The sequence below is a fragment of the Cellulomonas jepli genome, assembly GCF_047229345.1.
Taxonomy (GTDB): domain Bacteria; phylum Actinomycetota; class Actinomycetes; order Actinomycetales; family Cellulomonadaceae; genus Cellulomonas_A.
Map to the genome: position 1 here is coordinate 1 of NZ_JBFTER010000096.1, position 20,258 is coordinate 20,258.

The 20,258-nt window shown below is 74.5% G+C and carries 17 protein-coding genes, 1 tRNA gene and 1 pseudogene; 9 read left to right on the forward strand and 10 right to left on the reverse strand.

From position 1 onward, the window contains the following. From AB6N24_RS18360 to AB6N24_RS18380, 5 genes are all read right to left on the reverse strand, one after another. On the reverse strand, window positions 1–392 hold a 392-nt coding region (locus tag AB6N24_RS18360; RefSeq protein WP_412870826.1), incomplete at its 3' end, for a phosphoribosyltransferase domain-containing protein. Next, entirely contained in the window at window positions 389–1,552 is a 1,164-nt protein-coding gene (locus AB6N24_RS18365) for an HpcH/HpaI aldolase/citrate lyase family protein (protein ID WP_412870827.1), read from the reverse strand. The genes AB6N24_RS18360 and AB6N24_RS18365, both read right to left, overlap by 4 nt. A gap of 11 nt (window positions 1,553–1,563) precedes the next feature. Further along, window positions 1,564–2,694, reverse strand: a complete 1,131-nt coding sequence (locus AB6N24_RS18370) for a DUF475 domain-containing protein (RefSeq protein WP_412870842.1) — start codon at window positions 2,692–2,694, stop codon at window positions 1,564–1,566. 95 nt (window positions 2,695–2,789) lie between these two features. After that, window positions 2,790–3,368, reverse strand: coding sequence for a TerD family protein (locus tag AB6N24_RS18375; RefSeq protein WP_412870828.1), 579 nt, complete (start codon window positions 3,366–3,368; stop codon window positions 2,790–2,792). Window positions 3,369–3,535: 167 nt separating this feature from the next. Further along, the gene (locus tag AB6N24_RS18380; protein ID WP_412870829.1) at window positions 3,536–4,111 is read right to left on the reverse strand and encodes a TerD family protein; all 576 of its coding nucleotides are present in this window, start codon (window positions 4,109–4,111) and stop codon (window positions 3,536–3,538) included. A 255-nt stretch (window positions 4,112–4,366) separates the two neighbouring features. Here AB6N24_RS18380 and AB6N24_RS18385 point away from each other — a divergent pair, with 255 nt between their 5' ends. From AB6N24_RS18385 to AB6N24_RS18425, 9 genes and pseudogenes are all read left to right on the forward strand, one after another. After that, entirely contained in the window at window positions 4,367–5,602 is a 1,236-nt protein-coding gene (locus tag AB6N24_RS18385) for a toxic anion resistance protein (RefSeq protein WP_412870830.1), read from the forward strand. Window positions 5,603–5,627: 25 nt separating this feature from the next. After that, window positions 5,628–6,134: a hypothetical protein gene (locus AB6N24_RS18390; protein ID WP_412870831.1), complete on the forward strand. Its 507-nt coding sequence runs from the start codon at window positions 5,628–5,630 to the stop codon at window positions 6,132–6,134. Next, the gene (locus AB6N24_RS18395) at window positions 6,134–6,700 is read left to right on the forward strand and encodes a TerD family protein (RefSeq protein ID WP_412870832.1); all 567 of its coding nucleotides are present in this window, start codon (window positions 6,134–6,136) and stop codon (window positions 6,698–6,700) included. The genes AB6N24_RS18390 and AB6N24_RS18395 overlap by 1 nt, the downstream gene beginning before the upstream one ends. A gap of 170 nt (window positions 6,701–6,870) precedes the next feature. Beyond that, window positions 6,871–7,773, forward strand: a complete 903-nt coding sequence (locus tag AB6N24_RS18400; RefSeq protein WP_412870833.1) for a hypothetical protein — start codon at window positions 6,871–6,873, stop codon at window positions 7,771–7,773. Between the two features lie 142 nt (window positions 7,774–7,915). Then, complete coding sequence (locus AB6N24_RS18405) at window positions 7,916–8,632, forward strand: TerD family protein (RefSeq protein ID WP_412870834.1); 717 nt, start codon at window positions 7,916–7,918, stop codon at window positions 8,630–8,632. A 380-nt stretch (window positions 8,633–9,012) separates the two neighbouring features. Beyond that, window positions 9,013–9,603, forward strand: a pseudogene (tmk, locus tag AB6N24_RS18410) (dTMP kinase); the annotation flags it as partial. A 185-nt stretch (window positions 9,604–9,788) separates the two neighbouring features. Then, window positions 9,789–10,925 carry a DNA polymerase III subunit delta' gene (locus AB6N24_RS18415; RefSeq protein WP_412870835.1) on the forward strand — a complete coding sequence of 379 codons (1,137 nt, stop codon included), beginning with the start codon at window positions 9,789–9,791 and terminating at the stop codon, window positions 10,923–10,925. Window positions 10,926–11,061: 136 nt separating this feature from the next. Beyond that, window positions 11,062–12,678: an alpha/beta hydrolase gene (locus AB6N24_RS18420; protein ID WP_412870836.1), complete on the forward strand. Its 1,617-nt coding sequence runs from the start codon at window positions 11,062–11,064 to the stop codon at window positions 12,676–12,678. Between the two features lie 160 nt (window positions 12,679–12,838). Next, a tRNA-Thr gene (locus tag AB6N24_RS18425) sits at window positions 12,839–12,911 on the forward strand. 153 nt (window positions 12,912–13,064) lie between these two features. Here the strand turns inward: AB6N24_RS18425 and AB6N24_RS18430 are convergent. The 5 genes from AB6N24_RS18430 to eccCa form a co-directional block, all read right to left on the reverse strand. Next, window positions 13,065–13,949: a dienelactone hydrolase family protein gene (locus AB6N24_RS18430; RefSeq protein ID WP_412870837.1), complete on the reverse strand. Its 885-nt coding sequence runs from the start codon at window positions 13,947–13,949 to the stop codon at window positions 13,065–13,067. A 311-nt stretch (window positions 13,950–14,260) separates the two neighbouring features. Next, complete coding sequence (locus AB6N24_RS18435; protein ID WP_412870838.1) at window positions 14,261–14,764, reverse strand: nucleoside deaminase; 504 nt, start codon at window positions 14,762–14,764, stop codon at window positions 14,261–14,263. Window positions 14,765–14,837: 73 nt separating this feature from the next. Then, window positions 14,838–15,293 carry a GNAT family N-acetyltransferase gene (locus AB6N24_RS18440; protein WP_412870839.1) on the reverse strand — a complete coding sequence of 152 codons (456 nt, stop codon included), beginning with the start codon at window positions 15,291–15,293 and terminating at the stop codon, window positions 14,838–14,840. A gap of 143 nt (window positions 15,294–15,436) precedes the next feature. Further along, window positions 15,437–15,979: a hypothetical protein gene (locus AB6N24_RS18445; RefSeq protein ID WP_412870840.1), complete on the reverse strand. Its 543-nt coding sequence runs from the start codon at window positions 15,977–15,979 to the stop codon at window positions 15,437–15,439. A gap of 137 nt (window positions 15,980–16,116) precedes the next feature. Beyond that, window positions 16,117–20,163 carry a type VII secretion protein EccCa gene (eccCa, locus tag AB6N24_RS18450; protein WP_412870841.1) on the reverse strand — a complete coding sequence of 1,349 codons (4,047 nt, stop codon included), beginning with the start codon at window positions 20,161–20,163 and terminating at the stop codon, window positions 16,117–16,119. Window positions 20,164–20,258 lie beyond the last annotated feature (95 nt).

Below are 20,258 nucleotides of genomic sequence, written 5' to 3' on the forward strand. Positions count from 1 at the left end.
GTCCACGCGGGCGTCGCGGCGTCGTCGTCCCCGGAGCCCGCGATGCGCGCGGCCGCGAGCACGCCGAGCAGCTGCGCGGACGCGTGCACGACGCGGGGGTCGGTCGGCACGTGCTTGCCCAGCACGGTCGAGACGAGCAGGTGCGCGCGGCGGGGGTTGCGCCGCAGCGCGAGCCCGACGAGCTCCGGGAGCGTCACCCCGACCGGCGAGCCCGCCGTGCCGAGCCCCACGCCGAGCCGGTCCGCGACCCACCCGCCGGTCCACGCGCCGCCCCGGTCCGCCCGCTGCCGGGCCCGGAGCCCGGGGATCGAGCCGGCCGGCCCGCCGCCCGTGCGCGCGGACCCCGGTTCCCGGCGCGCGCTCCCGGCGCCGGCCACGTGCCGTCCCGTCACGCGGGGTCGCCCGCGCCGAGCAGGTCCACGAACGACACGTCCTCGCCCGAGACGCCGAACACGCGGGCGCGGAGCATCGTGCGCTCGGCCCACGCGCGGTGCGGCTTGGCCTCGTTCATCTTGTTGCGGTAGCCGGACGCCGCGACGCCGCCGTCCGACATCTCGACCCCCAGGATGTGCGCCGCGTCGCTGTGCTCCTCGTGCGTCACGACGGACAGCGCGTGCACCGCGGCGACGTGCGAGGGGTGGATGACGGTCTTGCCGGTGATCCCGTTGGCCTTGTCGAGCACGATCTCGCGGATCAGGCCGTCGAGCGCCTTGCGGATCAGGCGCGCCCGCAGCGCGCGCTCGTCGTGCTCGATGAACGGCGACTCGCGCAGCAGGGGCTTGAGCAGGCGCTCCTGCCCCTCGAAGTACTCCCACACCGAGCCCGTGACGACGAAGCCCGTGTCGTCGGCGCGCCCGAGCACGTTGACCACGTCGGCGATGACCTGCGCGACCGGCAGGACGTCGTAGATCGTCAGGTCCCGGCTGCGCCGGATCCCGTACGCCGAGCTCAGGTCGGTCGCGCCGATCCGCACGGCCAGGACCCGCTCGCGGTGCTTGTCGAGCGCCCGCCGGATCCCGACGAGGGCGTCGGTGCGCGTCTCGCGGTGGATGACCTCCGCGGACTCGAGGATCGGCATCGCGAAGTACCGGTGGCCGGTGCGGTCCGAGGCCTCCGCGACGGTGTCGAGGAAGTCGCTGCCCCGGTCCTCGGTGAACTTCGGGACGACGAAGCCCGACAGCGCGCCGGCGTGCTCGCCCAGACCGGCGACGACCCGGCCGATCTGCTCGGGCGTGCGCACGCGCACGAACACGAGCGGGCCGGCCTCACCGGACTCGGCGAGGCTGCGCACCTGCGCGACGAGATTCGCCTCCGCCGCCGGGACGTCCCGGTCGGCGATGGCGTCCTCGAGGCAGACGACCGCGCTCGTGACGCCCTGCGCCGCCCGCCGGACGAGGTCGGCCGCGATGGCCGGCCTCGTCCCGGGCAGGTAGAGCGTGGCCCCGAGCGCGACCGCGAGGAGCTCACGGTCGTCGTGCGCCGTGAACTCCTGCGGCTCGACGTGGAAGAGCCGCTCGCGCTCCTGGGGCGCGAGGTGCGCGAAGTGGCGCATCGTCGCGGTGGTCAGCCGGCGTGGACGTCGACGTGCCCGACCTCGACGCCGGCCGCCTTGAGACGGCGGTTGCGCAGGATCGACGACACGAAGGCGGCACCGATGAAGGCGACCCCGACGAGGCCGGTGATGATCTCGTCGACGTGGTAGCCGATGCTCACGAGCAGGATGATCGCGAGCGCGGCGATCGCCCAGTGGGCGCCGTGCTCGAGGTACACGTAGTCGCTCAGCGTGCCCTTGCGGACGAGGAACACCGTGATCGAACGGACGAACATCGCACCGATGAAGCCGAGGCCCAGGGCGATGATGATCGGGTCGGACGTGATCGCGAACGCGCCGATGACGCCGTCGAACGAGAACGACGCGTCGAGGACCTCGAGATAGAGGAACAGGAAGAAGCCGGCCTTGCCGGTGGCCTTCGCGAGCTGCGTCGGGCCCGTGCGGTCCTTCGCGCCCGAGCCCTCCTCGGCGGCGCCGTCCTCGATGATCGTGCCGCCGGCCTCCTCGATGCCCTCCTGCTCGAACAGGGAGCCCAGGCCGTTGACGGCGATGTACGTGATCATGCCGAGCACACCGGCGACCATGACGATCGCCGGGTCCTCCGCGAGGAGCTGGGCGACCAGGACGAGCGCGATGCCACCGACGACGACGGAGAGCTGGTCGAGCTTGCCGATGCGGGCGAGGGGGCGCTCGAGCCACGTGAGCCACTTGATGTCGCGGTCCTCGAAGATGAAGTCGAGGAACAGCATCAGCAGGAACATCCCGCCGAACGCGGCGATCTGCGGGTGGGCCTCGTTGAGGAGGTAGGCGTAGCTGCCCGGCGTCTCCGGGTCGCCCTTCTCCATCGCGAGCGAGATGGCCTCGACCGGGCCCAGGTCGGCGGTGATGCCGACGATGAGCAGCGGGAAGACCAGGCGCATGCCGAACACCGCGATCGCGATGCCGACGGTGAGGAAGATCTTCTGCCAGAACTCGCTCATGCGCACGAGGATCTTGGCGTTGACCACGGCGTTGTCGAAGGACAGCGAGACCTCGAGGACACCGAGGATCAGGCACAGGAAGAGTGCGGTCGGGCCTCCGTAGAAGAAGGCCACGACGAGGGACACGGCGGTCACGGCGAACGACCAGCCGAAGGTACGCATGACCACGGGGGGGTCCTCGTTCTCTCGGGAAGATGCACGCCCGGGGGCGCTGCAGGGGGGGTGGTGCACCGGGGCGGGCGTGCCCCGGGTGAGGGTCAGCCGACGTCGACCCCGAAGTCCTTGGCGATGCCGTGCAGGCCGGACGTGTAGCCCTGGCCGATGGCCCGGAACTTCCACTCGCCGAGGTGCCGGTAGATCTCACCGAAGATCATCGCGGTCTCGCTCGACGCGTCCTCGCTCAGATCGTACCGAGCGAGCTCCTGCTCGTCGGCCTGGTTGACGATCCGGATGAAGGCGTTGCGGACCTGGCCGAAGCTCTGGCCGCGCTCGGTGGCCTGGTAGATCGACACCGGGAACACGATCCGGGTGACCTGCTCGGGCACCCGGGCGAGGTCGACCTTGATCGACTCGTCGTCGCCCTCGCCCTCGCCGGTCAGGTTGTCACCCGTGTGCTCGACCGAGCCGTCGGGGCTGGCGAGGTTGTTGAAGAACACGAAGTGCTGGTCGGACAGGACACGGTCGCCGGGGCCGACGAGGAGCGCGCTCGCATCGAGGTCGAACGCGGCGCCGCTCGTCGTGCGGGCGTCCCAGCCGAGGCCGACGACGACGGCCGTCAGGTTCGGGGCCTGCTTGGTCAGCGAGACGTTCCCGCCCTTGTTCAGGCTGACGCCCATGGTCGGTCTCCTCCGGGTCTGGACGGTCGGTGCGGTGGTGCGGGACCGGCGGGGCGGTGGTGCCGGGTGGTGCTGGACGGGCGGGCTGCGCGGGTGCGGCGGCGCGACCGGTGACGCGGGCGGTCGGGCGCACCCCGCGAGGTGCGCCCGACCGTCGTGCGGGGGCGTCAGACGTTGACGCCGAAGTCCTTCGCGATGCCCGAGAGGCCCGAGGCGTAGCCCTGGCCGACGGCGCGGAACTTCCACTCGGCGCCGTTGCGGTACAGCTCGCCGAAGACCATCGCGGTCTCGGTCGAGGCGTCCTCGGTGAGGTCGTAGCGAGCGAGCTCGTTGTTGTCCGCCTGGTTCACGATGCGGATGAACGCGTTGCGGACCTGGCCGAAGCTCTGGCCGCGGCCGGCGCCGTCGTAGATCGAGACGGGGAAGACGATCTTGTCGACCTCGGCCGGGACCGTCGAGAGCTGGACCTTGAGCTGCTCGTCGTCGCCGTCGCCCTCACCGGTCAGGTTGTCGCCGAGGTGCTCGACCGAGCCCTCGGGGCTCTTCAGGTTGTTGAAGAACACGAAGTGCCCGTCCGACACGACCTTGCCGTTCGCGTCGACCAGGATCGCCGAGGCGTCCAGGTCGAAGTCGGTGCCCGTCGTCGTGCGGACGTCCCAGCCGAGGCCGACCACCACGGCGGTGAGGCCGGGTGCGGCCTTGGTGAGGCTGACGTTCCCGCCCTTGCTGAGGCTGACTCCCACGGATCCTCCAGAGGCTTCTGACGGAGGCGTGCCCCCCGTCGTGCTGACCGCGCACCGCCAGGTTCGACGGCGCACCGATGCTAACAACGCAGGTGCGCGCGCCGGAGTTCCTTCCGCGCAGGATCAGGGTCCTCTCAGGGTGACATCAGGGGTCGCACGGACCCCCGCGGGCCGCCGAGACTTTAGAGTCGACACGGACCGGCCACGCGCGCGACCCGTGCGCGCCGGCGCACACGACGACAGGGAGACACGACGATGTCCGAGCTCGACCTGGGATCCACCGCGACGCCCGGCCCGGCGGTCGCCGCACCCACGTCCGGGGCGCTCGTGCTCACGCCGCCCGCACCCGTCGTCGTCGTCGAGAAGGAGCAGGCCGCGGGGGCCGTCCCGATCGACTCCGCGAAGCAGGTCGAGCTGCGGCAGAAGGCCGACGCGTTCGTCACCGAGCTCGTCGCGCTCGACACGCGCTCGCCCGAGTTCGCGCAGAAGGTCGCGTCGATCACGGCGATGGGCGAGCAGGACATGCGCGCCGCCGCCGCGGTGTCGAGCCGCATGCTCGACCGGCCCGCCGCGGCGATGGGCAAGGCGAAGGGCGGCTCGACGGCGGGCAGCGGCGACGCGCAGGTGCGGGTCGCGACGACCATCGCCCAGCTCCGGCAGACCGTGACGGAGCTCGACCCGCACCGCGCCGACCTCACGGGCGTCAAGAAGGCGCTGCGCTGGCTCCCGGGCGGCTCGAAGATCGACAGCTACTTCCAGCGGTACCAGTCCGCGCAGCAGCACCTGGACGCGATCATCAAGTCGCTCAACTCGGGCCAGGACGACCTCCGCAAGGACAACGCGGCGATCGAGACCGAGAAGGCGAACATGTGGGCCACGATGGGCCGGCTCGCCGAGTACAACGAGCTCGCCGGCGCGCTCGACGCCGCGCTCGTGGACAAGGTCGCGCAGCTCGAGGCCGCGGGGCGCCAGCAGGACGCCGACACCGTGCGCGCCGACGCGCTGTTCCCGGTGCGCCAGCGCCGCCAGGACCTCATGACGCAGATGGCCGTCAACGTCCAGGGCTACATGGCGCTCGACCTGGTCCGGAAGAACAACATCGAGCTCATCAAGGGCGTCGACCGCGCGCAGACCACGACGATCGCGGCGCTGCGGACCGCCGTGATCGTGTCCCAGGCCCTCTCGCGCCAGAAGCTCGTGCTCGACCAGATCACGGCGCTCAACACCGTGACCTCCAACCTGATCGAGCAGACCTCGCAGCAGCTGCGCACGCAGGGTGCCGAGATCAGCCAGCAGGCGGCGCAGTCGACGATCGACGTCGAGAAGCTGCAGGCGGCGTTCGACAACGTGTTCGCGACGATGGACGCGCTCGACACGTTCCGAGCGCAAGCCGTCGACAGCATGGCGCAGACCGTCACGGCGCTCGAGGGGCAGATCCAGCGCGCCCAGCCGTACCTCGCGCGGACCCGGCAGGGCGAGATCACGTCCTGACGCCCGACCGAGGAGGAGCCCGACCGTGAGGTGGTTCAGGCGGTTCACGGACGCCCGGGAGGACGCCGTCGTCCCGCCGCTGCCGCTCCCGCACGCCGACGACCCCGCGGACAGCGTGGAGCAGCTGCTCGCGGGCGTCGCGGGGCTCGAGCGCCTCGTGAATCGCAGCGCCGGGCGGCTGCCGACCGCGGCCGTCGCGAACGCACGCCGGATCACCGACGTGCTGCGGGCCGTCGTCGCGCAGGCGCAGACCCGGCCGCTCGACGTCTACGCCACGATGTCCGTGCGCGGCACCGTCGAGGACTACCTGCCGACGACGCTCCAGACCTACCTGGCCGTCGACGCGCGGCTGCTCGACACCCCGCGCGGAGCCGGCCACACACCCACGCAGTCGCTCATGATGCAGCTCGACGCGCTCCTGCAGTCGGCGACCGCGACCCTGCACGCGACCCAGAACCAGGACGCTGACGCTCTGATGACGCAAGGCAACTTCCTCCGCACGCGGTTCTCCGGCTCGGACCTGGACCTGTGATGGCGGCGCGGCCCATGGCGCGGGGCTCGAACGTCGAGCTGACCCGCGAGATCCCGTCGCTCACCGGCGTCGTGCTGGGCGTGCGGTTCGCGTCGAGCGAGCCCGTGCTGATGGACAACATCGTCGTCGCGACCCTGCTGTGCGACTCCCGCAGCCGCGTGCTCTCGGACCGGCACGTGGTGTTCTTCAACCAGCTCGTCGAGCCGGACCTCTCGGTCGCGCAGCTCGAGCGGGTCGTCGGGACCGACACCGAGCAGGTCGAGGTCGACCTCACGGGCGTCCCCGCCGACGTCGAGCGCATCGTCGTCGTCGCGTACATCAACGAGGCGCTCGGGCAGCGCCGGACCCTCGGGCAGCTGCGCGAGGCCGCGGTGCGGGTGCTCGACCTGCGCGACAGCTCCGAGCTCGTGCGCTCCGAGAACCTCGCGCCGTCGCTGCGCGCCGAGACGGGCCTCGTGCTCGGCGAGCTCTACCGGCACACGACCGGCTGGAAGTTCAAGGTCGTCGGGCAGGGGTACGCGAACGGCTTCGAGGGCATGGCGGCCGACTACGGCGTGCCGCTGTGACGTCGCCCCGGTCGCCCTACCCGAGCACGGAGGTGCGGCACGACCTCCCGTGGCTGCGGCGCCGGACGCTGCGGACCCGGGTCGAGGCCGCGGCGGCGTCTGGGGGCGCGTCGAGCGCGTCGGCCGCATCGACCGCCGGGGCCGGCCCGGCCGGCGCGCCGCTGCGACCGGTGACACCCCCGCAGCCGAGCCCGGCGGCGCCCGTGACGTCGTCGCTCGACCTCGGCTCCGCGGCGGCTGGGTCGTCGTCGCTCGACCTCGGCTCCCCGGCGGCGCCGCCCGCGCCGCCCGCACCCGTCCGGTCCGCTGCACCGGCCTCGGAGGGGACCGCGCTCCGCCCGCAGCCCGCTCCGTCCGTCCCGCCCGCACCGTCCCCGACGCGGGGGCCGAGCACGACGACGTCGCTCGACCTCGCCGCGTCGCCCACCGCGGCAGCACCGGTGCGCCGCGTCCGGCCGGAGCCCCCGTCGGCCGCCGCGGGCGACCTCGTGCTGGCGTTCACGCCGTCGCGCGTGCACGCGGGGTCGCCGGCCGTGCTGACTCCCGCCGAGCCCGTCGTCGCGCTCACGGCGCTGCAGTCGGGCGTCGGCGGGCTGACCGTCGAGGCGGCGTGCTCCGAGGCCGTCGGCGACCTGCGGCTCGCGTGCGCGTACCGGCTCGCCGGCGCCCGGCCCTCGCTCGTCGCGCACAGCCGCGAGATCCCCGTCGCCGGGCTGCACACCCGACGGCCCGTGATCGTCTCGTCGCGCGAGCGCTTCGAGCAGCTCGTCGTGGACCTGCGGCAGGTCCGCGCGGTCGAGCGGCTCGTCGTGCTCGCGTACTCCGAGTCCGGCGCGGCGCTCGACTGGGGTGGCACGCTCGTCGTGCACGGGTTCGGCGGCCTGCGCGTCGAGGCGCCGCTGCGGCACGGGCGGTCGGCGGGCGTGCTCGTCGCGCTGTCGGTGCTGCGGGCCGGTGGGGAGCTCGTCCTCCGCGCCGAGGACGAGCTGATCGAGGGCACGCTGCGCGACGCGTGCACCGCGCACGGCTTCGAGCAGATCACCTGGGTCGACACCCGGACCCCGCTCGTGTGAGCGGGCTGCGGCACCCGAGAGGTGCCGGCCGCGAGCGCCGGGCCGCAGCGCACCGAGCAGGACGACCCGAACCAGAGCCGAACCAGCAGAGCCTGAGCAGCACGACCAGCCGCCGGTCCGCCGGCACACCGAGGAGGTCAGCATGGGAATCGACTACACCAAGCGTCCGGGGGCGCCCGAGCCCGCACCCGAGAGCGGCACGGCGGGCGGTGCGGCGCCCGTCTCGCTGAGCAAGGTCACGCTCACGAAGGCGGCACCGTCGGTGTCGCTGACCAAGCGCGGTGGCGCGAGCGGGATCCTGCGCGTCAACCTGAACTGGAACGCGCGCCCCGCGGGTGCGCCGCAGGGCGGCGGCGGGTTCCTCAAGCGGCTCACGGGCGGTGGCGGCGGCGGGTCGATCGACCTCGACCTCGCGGCCCTGTACGAGTACACCGACGGGTCCAAGGGCGTCGTCCAGGCGCTCGGCAACGCCTTCCGCGACACGCGCAGCGGCGAGGCCATCACCTGGCTCGACGGCGACGACCGCAGCGGCACGAACTCGGGCGGCGAGAACCTGTTCGTCAACCTCGCGCACGTGAGCGAGATCCGCCGCATCCTCGTGTTCGCGTTCATCTACCAGGGTGTGCCGAACTGGGCCGCCGCGGACGGCGTCGTGACGCTGTTCCCCGCGTCGGGCCCCGAGATCGAGGTCCGGCTCGACGAGCACGACCCGCGCTCGCCGATGTGCGCGATCGCGATGATCGAGAACACGGGCGGCGAGCTGTCCGTGAACCGCGAGGTCCGCTACATCCAGGGCAGCCAGGCCGAGCTCGACCGCCAGTACGGCTGGGGCATGAACTGGACGGCCGGGCGCAAGTAGCCGGCCCACCGGGACGACGACGGCCGGCCGCCGGAGCACGCGCTCGCGGCGGCCGGCCGTCGGTCCGTCCCGTCACGAAGTGCGCCGGCGCACGTCCCCGGACCCGGCTCGATGGGGCGCGCGGGGCAAATGGTGCACCGGGATGCCGCCCGGCCGTCGCCCCGCCGCGGCGTCCTGCCGTGGGTCCTGCGGGCTACCCTGGCGCCGTGACCGCGAGCGACGCCCAGCCCGAGAGCCGAGCCGCTCAGCCCACCCCGGCCGAGGGGCCGCGGGACGACGGCGCGACGCCGACGGCCACGCACGGAGCGACCGCTGCGCACGGTGCCGCGGCTGCGGTCGACGCCACGGAGGCGCGTACGGCGACGACGCCGGTCCACGCTCCCGGGCTCTTCGTCTCGTTCGAGGGCGGCGACGGCGCGGGCAAGTCGACGCAGGCCCGCGCGCTCGCGGACCGGCTGCGCGCGCTCGGCCGCGAGGTCGTGCTGACGCGGGAGCCGGGCGGGACCCCGCTGGGCGTCGAGCTGCGGCAGGCGCTGCTGCACGGCGACCACGTCGACCCGCGCGCGGAGGTGCTGCTCTACGCCGCCGACCGCGCGCACCACGTCGCGTCGCTCGTCCGCCCGGCGCTCGAACGCGGGGCGGTGGTCATCACCGACCGCTACCTGGACTCGTCGGTCGCGTACCAGGGCTCGGGGCGGGACCTCGGCGCCGACGAGGTCGAGCGGATCTCGCTCTGGGCGACCGGCGGGCTGCTGCCCGCCGTGACGGTGCTGCTCGACCTCGACCCGGACGTCGGCCGCACCCGGCTCACCGGGACCCCCGACCGGCTCGAGCGGGCCGGCGACGACTTCCACCGCCGCACGCGCGCCGCGTTCCTCGCGCGGGCCGAGCGGGACCCGGGTCGCTGGCTCGTGCTCGACGCGACGCTCCCGGTCGACGAGCTCGCGGCGCGGGTGTTCGCACGGGTCGCCGCGGCGGGCGGGTTCGGCGACGACCTCGGCGCGGGCGGCCGGACGCCGGTGCGTGCGGCGGGCGGTGATCCCGAAGAGCCGGGGACCGGGACGCGCAGTGATCCCGGGGCGCCGGGGACCGGCAGGGCGAACGCTGCCCGGTGGTCCGACACCGTCCCGGGTTCGACCACGGGGACCGGTGCCGCGTGAGCGTCTGGGACGACGTCGTCGGGCAGGAGCCCGCGGTCGAGGAGCTGCGTGGCGCGGCGCTCGACCCGAGCCGCATGACGCACGCGTGGCTGCTCACCGGACCGCCGGGCTCCGGCCGGTCCAACGCGGCGCGCGCGTTCGCCGCGGCGCTGCAGTGCCTCGAGGGCGGCTGCGGGCACTGCCACGCGTGCACCACGGTGCTGCACGGGACCCACCCGGACGTGACGCTCGTCGCGACCGAGGGCGTGTTCATCCGCGTCGACACCGCGCGGCCGCTCGTCGAGCTCGCGCAGCGGTCGCCGTCCGAGGGGCGCTGGCGGGTCATCGTCGTCGAGGACGCGGACCGGCTCAACGAGACGAGCGGCAACGTGCTGCTCAAGGCCATCGAGGAGCCGCCGCCGCGCACGGTCTGGCTGCTGTGCGCGCCGAGCCCGCAGGACGTGCTCGTGACGCTGCGCTCGCGCAGCCGCTCGGTGCCGCTGCGCGTCCCGCCGGTCGACGCGGTCGCCGAGCTGCTGGTCCGCCGCGACGGGGTCGACCCGCATGTCGCGGCCGTCGCCGCCCGGGCGGCGCAGAGCCACATCGGCATCGCGCGGCGGCTCGCGCGCGACCCCGAGGCGCGCGCCCGCCGGGCCAAGGTGCTCTCGCTCGCGCCGCGCGTGCGCGGGGTCGGGGACGCCGTGCTGGCCGCCGGGGAGCTCGTCGAGACGGCGCAGGCCGACGCGAAGGCGGCGACCGAGGAGCGCGACGCGAGCGAGCGCTCGGCGCTGCTGCGCTCGCTCGGCGCCGAGGGTGCGGCGACGATCCCGCCGGCGCTGCGCGCCCAGGTCCGCCAGCTCGAGGAGGACCAGAAGCGCCGGGCGACGCGCGCGCAGCGCGACGTGCTGGACCGCGCGATGGTCGACCTGCTCTCGCTCTACCGCGACGTGCTCGTGATCCAGCTCGGCGCGGGCGTCGAGCTCGTGAACGTCGAGCACGAGGAGACCGTGCGCACGCTCGCCGAGAGCAGCACGCCGGAGCAGACGCTGCGCCGGATGGACGCCGTCGGGGTGGCCCGGACGCGGCTCGCGGGCAACGTCGCGCCGCTGCTCGCGGTCGAGGCGATGGCGATCGCGCTGCGGCCGCAGGGCTGAGCCTCCGGGCGGCCCGCGAGAGTCTCCCTCTTTTGACCAGCCCGAACGTGACAGCCTCCTGCTCGTCGCCGCGTCGCCGCGTCGCTGCGCCGAACGGGCGACGAGACCGCCGCCGCATCCCGCTTAGGCTGGGACGGTGCCCCTCGCCCCACGTGACGTCCGCCGTGCCGCCGAGCAGCCCGTGGCCGCGGTGACGCCCGCCCCGCTGCGCCCCGCCGCCCGCTCCGGCCGCCCGCTCCTGCGCGCCGCCGGGCTGCTGGCCGTGGGGGCGCTCGTGCTCGCCGGGTGCTCGAGCCCCAAGAACCAGGTCACGGTCGACCCGAGCGCCCCGGTCTCGTCGAGCGACGGGGTGGCCCCCGAGCTCGCGGAGTACTACGAGCAGCAGCCCGAGTGGACCGCGTGCGGGGCGCTCGAGTGCGCGACCGTCGTCGTGCCCGTCGACTGGGACGAGCCCGGCGGCGCGTCGATCGAGCTCGCGGTCAACCGGTCGCGCGCGACCGGGGGCGAGCGGATCGGGTCGCTGCTGACCAACCCGGGCGGTCCGGGCGCGTCGGGCACCGAGGCGCTCGAGAGCGTCGTGCTGCAGCGCATGGGGACCGAGGTCAAGGAGCGCTACGACCTCGTCGGCTTCGACCCGCGCGGCGTCGGGAAGTCGCACCCGGTCGAGTGCGTCGACGGCCCGGAGATGGACGAGATCGTCGCGTTCGACGCCGACTACTCGACGCCGGAGAGCCTCGAGGAGGTCGAGGCGATGTACGGCGAGTTCGGGGCCGGCTGCCTCGAGCGCACCGGTGACGTGCTGGAGCACGTCGACACCGTGAGCGCGGCCCGCGACCTCGACGTCCTGCGCGCGGTGCTCGGCGACCAGCAGCTGCACTACCTCGGCTTCTCCTACGGCACGGCGCTCGGTGCGACGTACGCGTCGCTGTTCCCGGAGCGCGTCGGCCGGCTCGTGCTCGACGGCGCGCTCGACCCGACCCTCGGCTCCGACGAGGTCGCGGCGGGCCAGGCGGCCGGCTTCGAGTCGGCCCTGCGCGCGTACGTCGAGGACTGCCAGGCGGGCAAGGGCTGCCCGCTCGAGGGCTCGGTCGACGAGGGTCTCGCCGCCGTCGCGGACCTGCTCGACGACGCGCGCCGCAACCCGCTCGAGACGTCCGACCCCGAGCGGCAGCTCACGGCCAGCCTCGCGTTCGCAGGCATCGCGCAGACGCTCTACGCCAACTCGCTGTGGCCGTACCTCACCGAGGGCCTGACCGGGGCGATCCAGCAGCGCGACGGCTCGCGGCTCCTGCAGTTCGCGGACCTCTACTACGACCGCGACGCCGACGGCACGTACGCGAGCAACACGACCGAGGCGTTCTGGGCGATCGGCTGCGCGGACGACCGGGCGACGACCGACCCCGACGAGATGCGCGAGTCCGCCGAGCGCATGGTCGACGTCGCCCCGACCATCGGGCGGTTCTTCGGCTACGGCGGCGTCGTGTGCGCGCGCTGGCCGGTCCCCGAGGCGGGCGGGCTCGACTCGTACGCGGCCGAGGGCGCCGCGCCGATCGTCGTGATCGGCACCACCAACGACCCCGCGACGCCCTACGTCTGGGCGGAGTCGCTCTCCGACGTGCTGTCCTCCGCGGTGCTCCTGACGTTCGAGGGCGAGGGGCACACCGCGTACGGGCGGTCCAACGAGTGCATCTCCGGGGCGGTCGACGCCTACCTGCTCGAGGGCACGGTGCCCGAGGACGGGACGCGCTGCTGACGCTGCCGGGCGGGCCAGCGCCGGCGTCGGCCGGCGGCGCTGGCCTGCAGGGACGGGCCCCGCGGGTGCTCGTTTTGAAACCCGGGCCGGACGCCAGGTAGAGTGGCGCAGCCCGCTCGGCTCGTCCGCGCGGTGCGTGCTCGACAGCAGGACCAGCAGTGCCGCCTTAGCTCAGTCGGTAGAGCGTCTCACTCGTAATGAGAAGGTCAACAGTTCGATTCTGTTAGGCGGCTCAGGACGGAACCCCGTCGGACCAGCGGAAACGCTGACAGTCCGGCGGGGTTTCCTCGTTCCTGCCTGATCCCGGACCTCCGACGGGCTCGCGTGCTGCGCTGTCAGGTCCGGTCGGTGACTCTCCCTGGGCTCCCGACCAGCCCCCGACCCTGTCAGGGGTGGGCCAGGAAGAAGTCCGCCAGCTGCTGCCGGAAGTCCGCGGTCACCACGTGCGACCCGTAGAGCTCGTTGACCTGCCGCTGGGCCTCGGCCAGGAAGGCCGGGGTGAACGACGGGCCCGGCGAGACGAGGCCCCAGCTCAGGGTGTTCGCGGGCCCGATCGGCACTGCGCAGGCGTCGAGCTGCCCGCTGGCCTGGAGGTCCGCGACCAGGGCGCTCGAGTCGGCCGGGCTCACGCTCGAGCCGGGGTCGCTGATGCGCTCGAAGGCCTCGGGCAGCAGGCCCGCCGGTTCGTTGACGTAGAGCTCCCAGTCGATGCCGCTGGCCGCGATGGCAGCCCAGTTCGCGGTCAGCCCGGCGTCGTTGGGTGGCACGCGCTGGTCGTTGCGACCTACGACCCACAACGTCGGGGGCGGTGGGAGCGCCGGGTTGGTGTACGTGCTCGCGAGACCGCGGACGTTCAGCAGGCCGATCGCCCGCGCCGGCGTGTGCACGGTGGCGAGGCTGGCGAACGCCCCGCCCGAGGAGAAGCCGGCGTAGTACACGGCCGCGCCCGCGAAGCCGAGGGCCGTGATGGTGCCCTCGACGTTCTGCAGGTCCTGGTTCGTCAGCGGGTCGTCGGTCATGTCGAAGTCGCCGCCCGGGCCGGCGCTCTGCAGGGCCGCGACCGCGTACCCGGCGTCGACGAGGGCCTCGACCAGAAGACGGTTCTCCATGAGCGTGAACCACACGCTGCCGCCCCCACCCCCGTCGAAGAGGATCACGAGCCCGAGCGCGCCCGGCGGGTTGTGGTACCGCACGGTGGTCCCTGCGACCGTCGTCGTCGTGAGCGTCCACGCATAGCTCGGTGGTGCGTTGTCTTCCCGGTGCCAGCACATGATCTGCCTCGTTCGCGTCGCGGGCGTGCCCGGCTCGTGCGGAGCCGGGGCGGACCTCGCGGGATCGCGCGGTCCGGTGCGCGCGCCCGGTGGGCTCGCGGATCCGGTCAGGGGGTGTCGGCCGGCTGGCGCTGACCGCGCCCGTGCTGGCTCCACGACGCGTCTGCCGCAGACGCGCGTGCACGTGGAGGACGCTCGACCCCGGCCGCTGATACGCCGAGGTAGCCCGTGCCGCCGTGCCGCCGTGCCGCCGTGCCGCTGTGCCGCCGTGCCGCCGTGCCGGTCGCCTGCTCCGCTGCGGTCGAGCCGGGTCAGGGTGAGGCGCGCCTCTCGGCGTGCTGCCGGTGGAGGTCGCGGAGCTCGTCGGCGAGCTCGGGTGCCGGCCCGGCGACGGGGATGCCGGGAGCGACGTCGGTGATCGGCAGGGGCGCGACCGGGGACGGCGGCAGCCCCCAGCCCTGCCGCCACTCGGTGAGCTGGCCGACCGCGCCCGCGTACACGATCCGGCCGAGCCCGACCCAGGCGTGGCCGGCCGCGCACATCGGGCAGTGCTCGCCCGAGGTGTAGACCGTGCAGGTGGGCCGCACGTCGGCGGGCACGTGCGCCGCCGCCCACTGCGCCAGCGCGAGCTCCGGGTGGCGCGTCTGATCGCCGCCCGCGGTGCGGTTGCGGTCCTCGTGCAGCACGGCGCCCGCGGCGTCGACCAGCACGGACCCGAACGGTTCGTCCCCGTCGGCCAGGGCCTCGCGGGCCAGCTCGACGCAGCGGCGCAGGTGCGCGAGGTCGCGGGGGCTCAGCGCCGTCGGCAGGTCCATCCCGCCACCGTACGACGCCAGGTGGCAGGGACAGCGGCGCGCGCGGCAGGGGAGCGGCGCGGGTGACCGGTGCTCAGGACAGCCCGAGGATCGCCGCGCGGGTCGGACGGTGGTCGATCTCCATGTAGCGCCCGCCCGCGTCGAGCACCGTGAAACCGGAGCGCGCGTAGACCTCCTGGGCGTCGCGGGTGGCGAGCAGGATCCGGGGCACACCTGCCGCGGTCAGGTCCTCGACGATGCTGTCGACGAGCCATGTCCCCAGTCCGCGACCGCGGTGGGCCTCGTCGACGAACACGTCGCACACCCAGGCGAACGTCGCGCCGTCGGTCACCGCGCGCGCGAACGCGACCTGCGTCCCGTTCTGGAGCGCGGCGTACGACTGCGAACCGGCGATGGAGCGCTCGATCGCGTCGCGCTCCCGGCCGGTCGCCCAGTACGACTCGACCGAGAGCCACCGGTGCACCCGGTCCAGGTCGATGCGGTCCGCGTCCTGCGTCAGCACGTAGCCGTCGCGCTGCCTGTCGCCCATGGGTCCTCCTCGGTGTCGAGCGGCACATGGTGCCAGAGGGGGTCGTGGCCGTGGCCAGGGATTTCACGCCGTGCGCCGTCCTCGCGGAACGCCACGCGCCGCAGCACCGCGACGCGTCCGTGCCCGGCCGCCCCCGTGCCCGCTCAGCGGTTCAGCAGCTCCGCGCAGCAGTCCTGCCACGCGGTCACCACGGCCCGCGTGCGGCGCGTGAGCAGGGCGCCGTCGGCGGGCACGGCACCCGGCCGCGCGAGCGCCCGGTCGTAGGGGAGCCGCAGCACCGGAGCACCGGGAGGTGCGGCGAGCGTCCGGGCGCGGCCGTGCACCTCCGCGAGGACGACGGTCACCCGGTCGAGCCCGCGGGAGTCGGTCGCGGCGAGCTCGTCGAGCAGCCGGCGGGCGTCGGCCGCGCCGAGCGGTGTCGCGGGCGCCACGAGGACCAAGGGGTCCTGCGGGCCGAGCACCGCGAGCACCTCGCCGAGCGGGCGGACCCCGGCGTCCCACACCGCCCGCTCCGGGTCGACCGTGTCCGCCTCGGCGCCGTCGGCGCGCTCCAGCAGCCCGCCGTGCTCCGCGCCGAGGAGCCGGGGTGCCCCACGCGGCTCGTCCCGCAGCCCGGCGAACGCGAGCGCGGCGAGCGTCGTCGCCCCGGCACCGGACGACGCGGCGACGAGCGCGAGCGTCCTCACGAGGCCGCCCCCTCGGGCGCCTCGGCGACGAGCGCGAGCGTCCTCACGAGGCCTCGCCCCCGAGCGTCGCGGCGACGAGCGCGAGCGTCCTCACGAGGCCGCCCCCTCGGGCGCCGCGGCCACGAGCGCGAGCGTCCTCACGAGGCCTCGCCCTCGGGGGTCGCGGCGACCTGCACGACGTAGGGCGCGACGCCGCGGCGCACGAACCGGCCACGCCCGGGCGGGAAGCGCTCGGGGTAGAGCCGCCCGACGACCTGGCCCTCGCTGCGCTCGCCCGACATCAGCAGCACCGAGCCGCCGGTGTCGCGCGTGGTCTGGATGACCTGCGTGTACATCGCACGGCTCGCGCCGGCCACGGGGCGGGTCAGCACCACGTGCAGGCCGAGGTCGCGCGCGCTCGGCATGTACGGCAGCAGGGGCGCGAGCGGGTCGTCGCCGCCCGCCGCGACGATGTCGTGGTCGTCGACGAGCACGACGATGCGAGGCTCCTTGGCGCGCTGCTCGGCGTCCCGCGTCGGGCGCTTCTCGAGCTCGGCCGCGATCGACGCCGCGAGCCCGCGGGCCTGCGCGGCGTTGCGGGCGTGCGCCGCGAGGTAGTCGTCCTCGATGACGCCGGGCACGTGCCCGCGCACGTCGACGACCGCGATCGCGAGCTCGTCGCTCGAGAACCGGGCCTGCAGCCCGCGCGCGATCGTGCGCAGCAGCGTCGACTTGCCCGAGCGGGCGTCGCCGAGCACGAGCAGGTGCTGGTCGTCGCCCGCGAAGTCCCAGAGCGCGGCCTCCATGGTGTCCTGGCGCAGGCCGATCGGGACGACGTCGGGCTCGTCGAACGCGTCGGGGAGCTCGGCCGGGTCGACGTGCAGCGGCAGGAGCCGGATGGGCGCCGCGGCCGGGCCGCTCCACGACTGCGCGGTGCGCCGCGCGAGCGCCTCGAGCTCGTCGCCGACCGCCTCGTCCGGCACGACGTCGAGCACCGGGAGGGCCACGTGCGCGAAGTTCTTGCTGTCGAGCAGCACCCGGCCCGGGGTGTCGACCGAGATCGTCGAGGAGAGCTTGCGGTCGATGCTCGACTCCGCGGGGTCGTTGAGGCGGAGCTCGACGCGCGTGCCGACGAGCGCCTGGTGCCCCATCCGCAGCTCGCTCCACCGGGTCATGCCGAGCACGAGGTGGATCCCGAAGCCCGCGGCCCGCAGCATGAGGTCGACGAACGCGCCCTCGAGCTCCTCGAAGTCCTGCCGGATCTGCCCGTACCCGTCGACGAGCAGGACCACGTCGGCGGCGTCGAGCTCGGGGACCCGGCCCGCGGCGTGCTGGACGCGGAGCTGCGCCATCGAGTCGATCGACCGGGCCTTGAACACCTGCTCGCGGAGCGCGAGCATCCCGCCGAGCTCCTCGACGAGGCGCGCGAGCCGGTCGCGGTTCGCGCGCGTCGCGACGCCGCCGACGTGCGGGAACTGCTCGATGCGCTGCAGCCCGCCGCCGGTGAGGTCCATGCCGTAGACCGCGACGTCGCGCGGCGTGTGGGTCAGCGCGAGCGACGCCGCGATCGTGCGGAGGAGGGTGCTGCGGCCCGACTGGGGGGCACCGATCACGGCGACGTGGCCGCCGGCGCGCGCGAGGTCGAGACGCCACGGGTCCTGGCGCTGCTGCGCGGGGTCGTCCTCGAGACCCATGACCGTGCTGAGCCCGGGGCCGCGGTCGCCCGCGCGGTCGACGACGAGGCCGAGCGCGAGCCGGTCGGGCAACGGGGGCAGCCACACGGGCCGGACCGCGCGCTCGTCGTCCCGCACGCGCTGCACCGACTCGTCGATGAACGTGCGCCCGGTGCCGGGGCGGGAGAGGACCGGTGCGCCGCCCTCGTCGGCCCGCTCCCGCCGGATGCCGTTGTACCGGGGGAGCAGCAGCGGGCGGGGCTCGACGCCCTCGTCGCGCGGCGCCCGCAGACGCTCGACCGGACCTGAGACGTAGCCCGCCCGGAAGCGCGTGTACACGCTCGTATCGACCTTGAGGTAGCCGTACCCGGGCAGCGCGGGCAGGTGGTACGCGTCGGCGGTGCTCAGCACCATCTGCGACTCGGGCTCGCTGAACGTGCGCAGCCCGAGCCGGTACGACAGGTACGTGTCGAGCCCGCGGAGCTTGCCGCCCTCGATGCGCTGGCTCGACAGCAGCAGGTGCACGCCGATCGAGCGGCCGATGCGCCCGATCTGCAGGAACAGGTCGATGAACTCGGGCTCGGCGGTGAGCAGCTCGCCGAACTCGTCGATCACGACGAACAGGTGCGGCATCGGCGGCAGGTCGGGGCGCTCGCGGCGCAGCTCCCGGTAGTGCGTGATCGACGGTGACGACCCCGCGTCCTTGAGCAGCCGCTGACGCCGGACGACCTCGCCCTGGATCGACGCCCGGGCGCGCGTGGTGAGCTGCGGGTCGTCCGCGAGGTTGTCGATGAGCCCGGCCAGGTGCGGGAGCCCGACGAACGGCGCGAACGCCGCGCCGCCCTTGTAGTCGACGAGGATCATCGACAGGTCCTCGGGCGGGTGCGTGAGCGCGAGCGACAGGATCAGCGTGCGCAGCATCTCCGACTTGCCCGAGCCGGTCGCGCCGATGCAGATGCCGTGCGGCCCCATGCCGAGCTGCGCGCTCTCCTTGAGGTCCAGGTGCACGGGGCCGCCGAGGTCGTCGGTGGCGAACGGCACGCGCAGGAACTCCGACGCGGCGCGCGGCCGCCACAGCAGCTCCGGGTCGAGGTCCTCGACCCCCTCGACACCGAGGAGCTCGGCGACGTCGAGCGTGCGGTTGCCCTGCTCGTCCTGCGCGGTTGCCGCCGAGACCCGCAGCGCGGCCAACGCGCGGGCGGTCGACGCGAACAGCGTCGGGCTGGTGACGTCCGGGACGAGCGCGACGTCGACGGCCGTGGGGGTGCCCGCGTCGACGGTCAGGACGCTCTGCCCGTCGTCCGGCGGGGCACCGGCCGCGACGGCCGGGCCGCCGGCAGCCGCGGTGGCCGACCGGTGGGCACGCTCGCGGACGGACGTGCCGACCGGACCGCCGACGGACGCGCCCGGCGACCCGTCGCCGCGCAGGGTGACCCGCACGTCGACGTCGTTCGGCTCGTCGAGCCGGTCCGCGAGCACGTGCACCACCGTCACCCCGAGCTCGCGCAGCGACGCCCCGCCGCCCACCGGCAGCCGGGACGCGCGCCGGCCGTGGTCGTCGACGACGACGACGAGCCGCGACGGCTGCGTGCGCGTCGCACCGGTGCGCCGGGCGGAGTGGGCGTGCTGGAGGCGGTCGGTCAGCGTCGCGCCGAGCACGTGCGCGAGCGCGTCCACGTCGGGGGCGATCCGGCGCGCGGGGACCGGGCCGTCGAAGAGCTCGGGGTCCTGCACGTGCGGCAGCAGGTCGAGCCCGTGCCAGTCGGCGGCGCGGTCCTCGCCGAACGCGGCGGCCACGGCGACGTCGTCGGGCCCGTGGTGCGCGGCGAGCTGCAGGAGCAGGCTGCGGACGACGCCGACGGCCTGCTCGCGGTCCCCGATGACCGCGACGACGCCCGCGCCGCGCAGGTCGACGGTCACCGGCATGGCCGCGACCCGCTCGGCCTGCTCGGCGATGAGCCGGGCCTCCGAGAGCAGGATCGGGTCGTGCGGCTGCATCGGGGACTCGGGCGGCGGCACCGACAGGCCGAACCACGGCACCGAGCCGGTCCCGAGCCGCACGGACAGGAAGTCGGCGTCGCGCCGCCGCCGCTCCCACAACCGTGCCGGGTCGCGCACGAGCGGGACGAGCGCCGCCGGCTCGGGGTGCAGCACGGCGGCGTCGAGCCGCGCGGCCTCGGTGCGCCGCGTCAGGTCGCGGCGGAGCTGCTCGAGGTAGTCGAGGTAGAGCTCGCGCTGCGCGCGGTGCTGCTTGCGCTGCGCGCCGCGCGACGAGATCGCGAACCCGACGCCCGCGACGATCGCGACCACGAAGACGAGCGCGGCGATCACGAGGAACAGCGGCTGCCCGTTGCGCAGAACGACCATCATCACGACCGAGGACATCGCGCCGACGACGGGCAGCAGGAACTGCAGCGGCGTCCGCCCGCCCGGGTCGTCGCCGAGCGGCGGCGGGGGCGCGATCTGCTCGGGTTCGGGGCGCGTCAGCGGGACCGTGCTGCGGGTCGGCCGGTGGACGAGGGTCAGCGTCATGCCGCGCGCTCCCGCCGGGGTCGGACGGCCGGCGCGGGACCGCCCGCGGGCGGCGTGAGCCCGGTCCGCGAGGTCGCGGCGGCGCTCATCGCGGC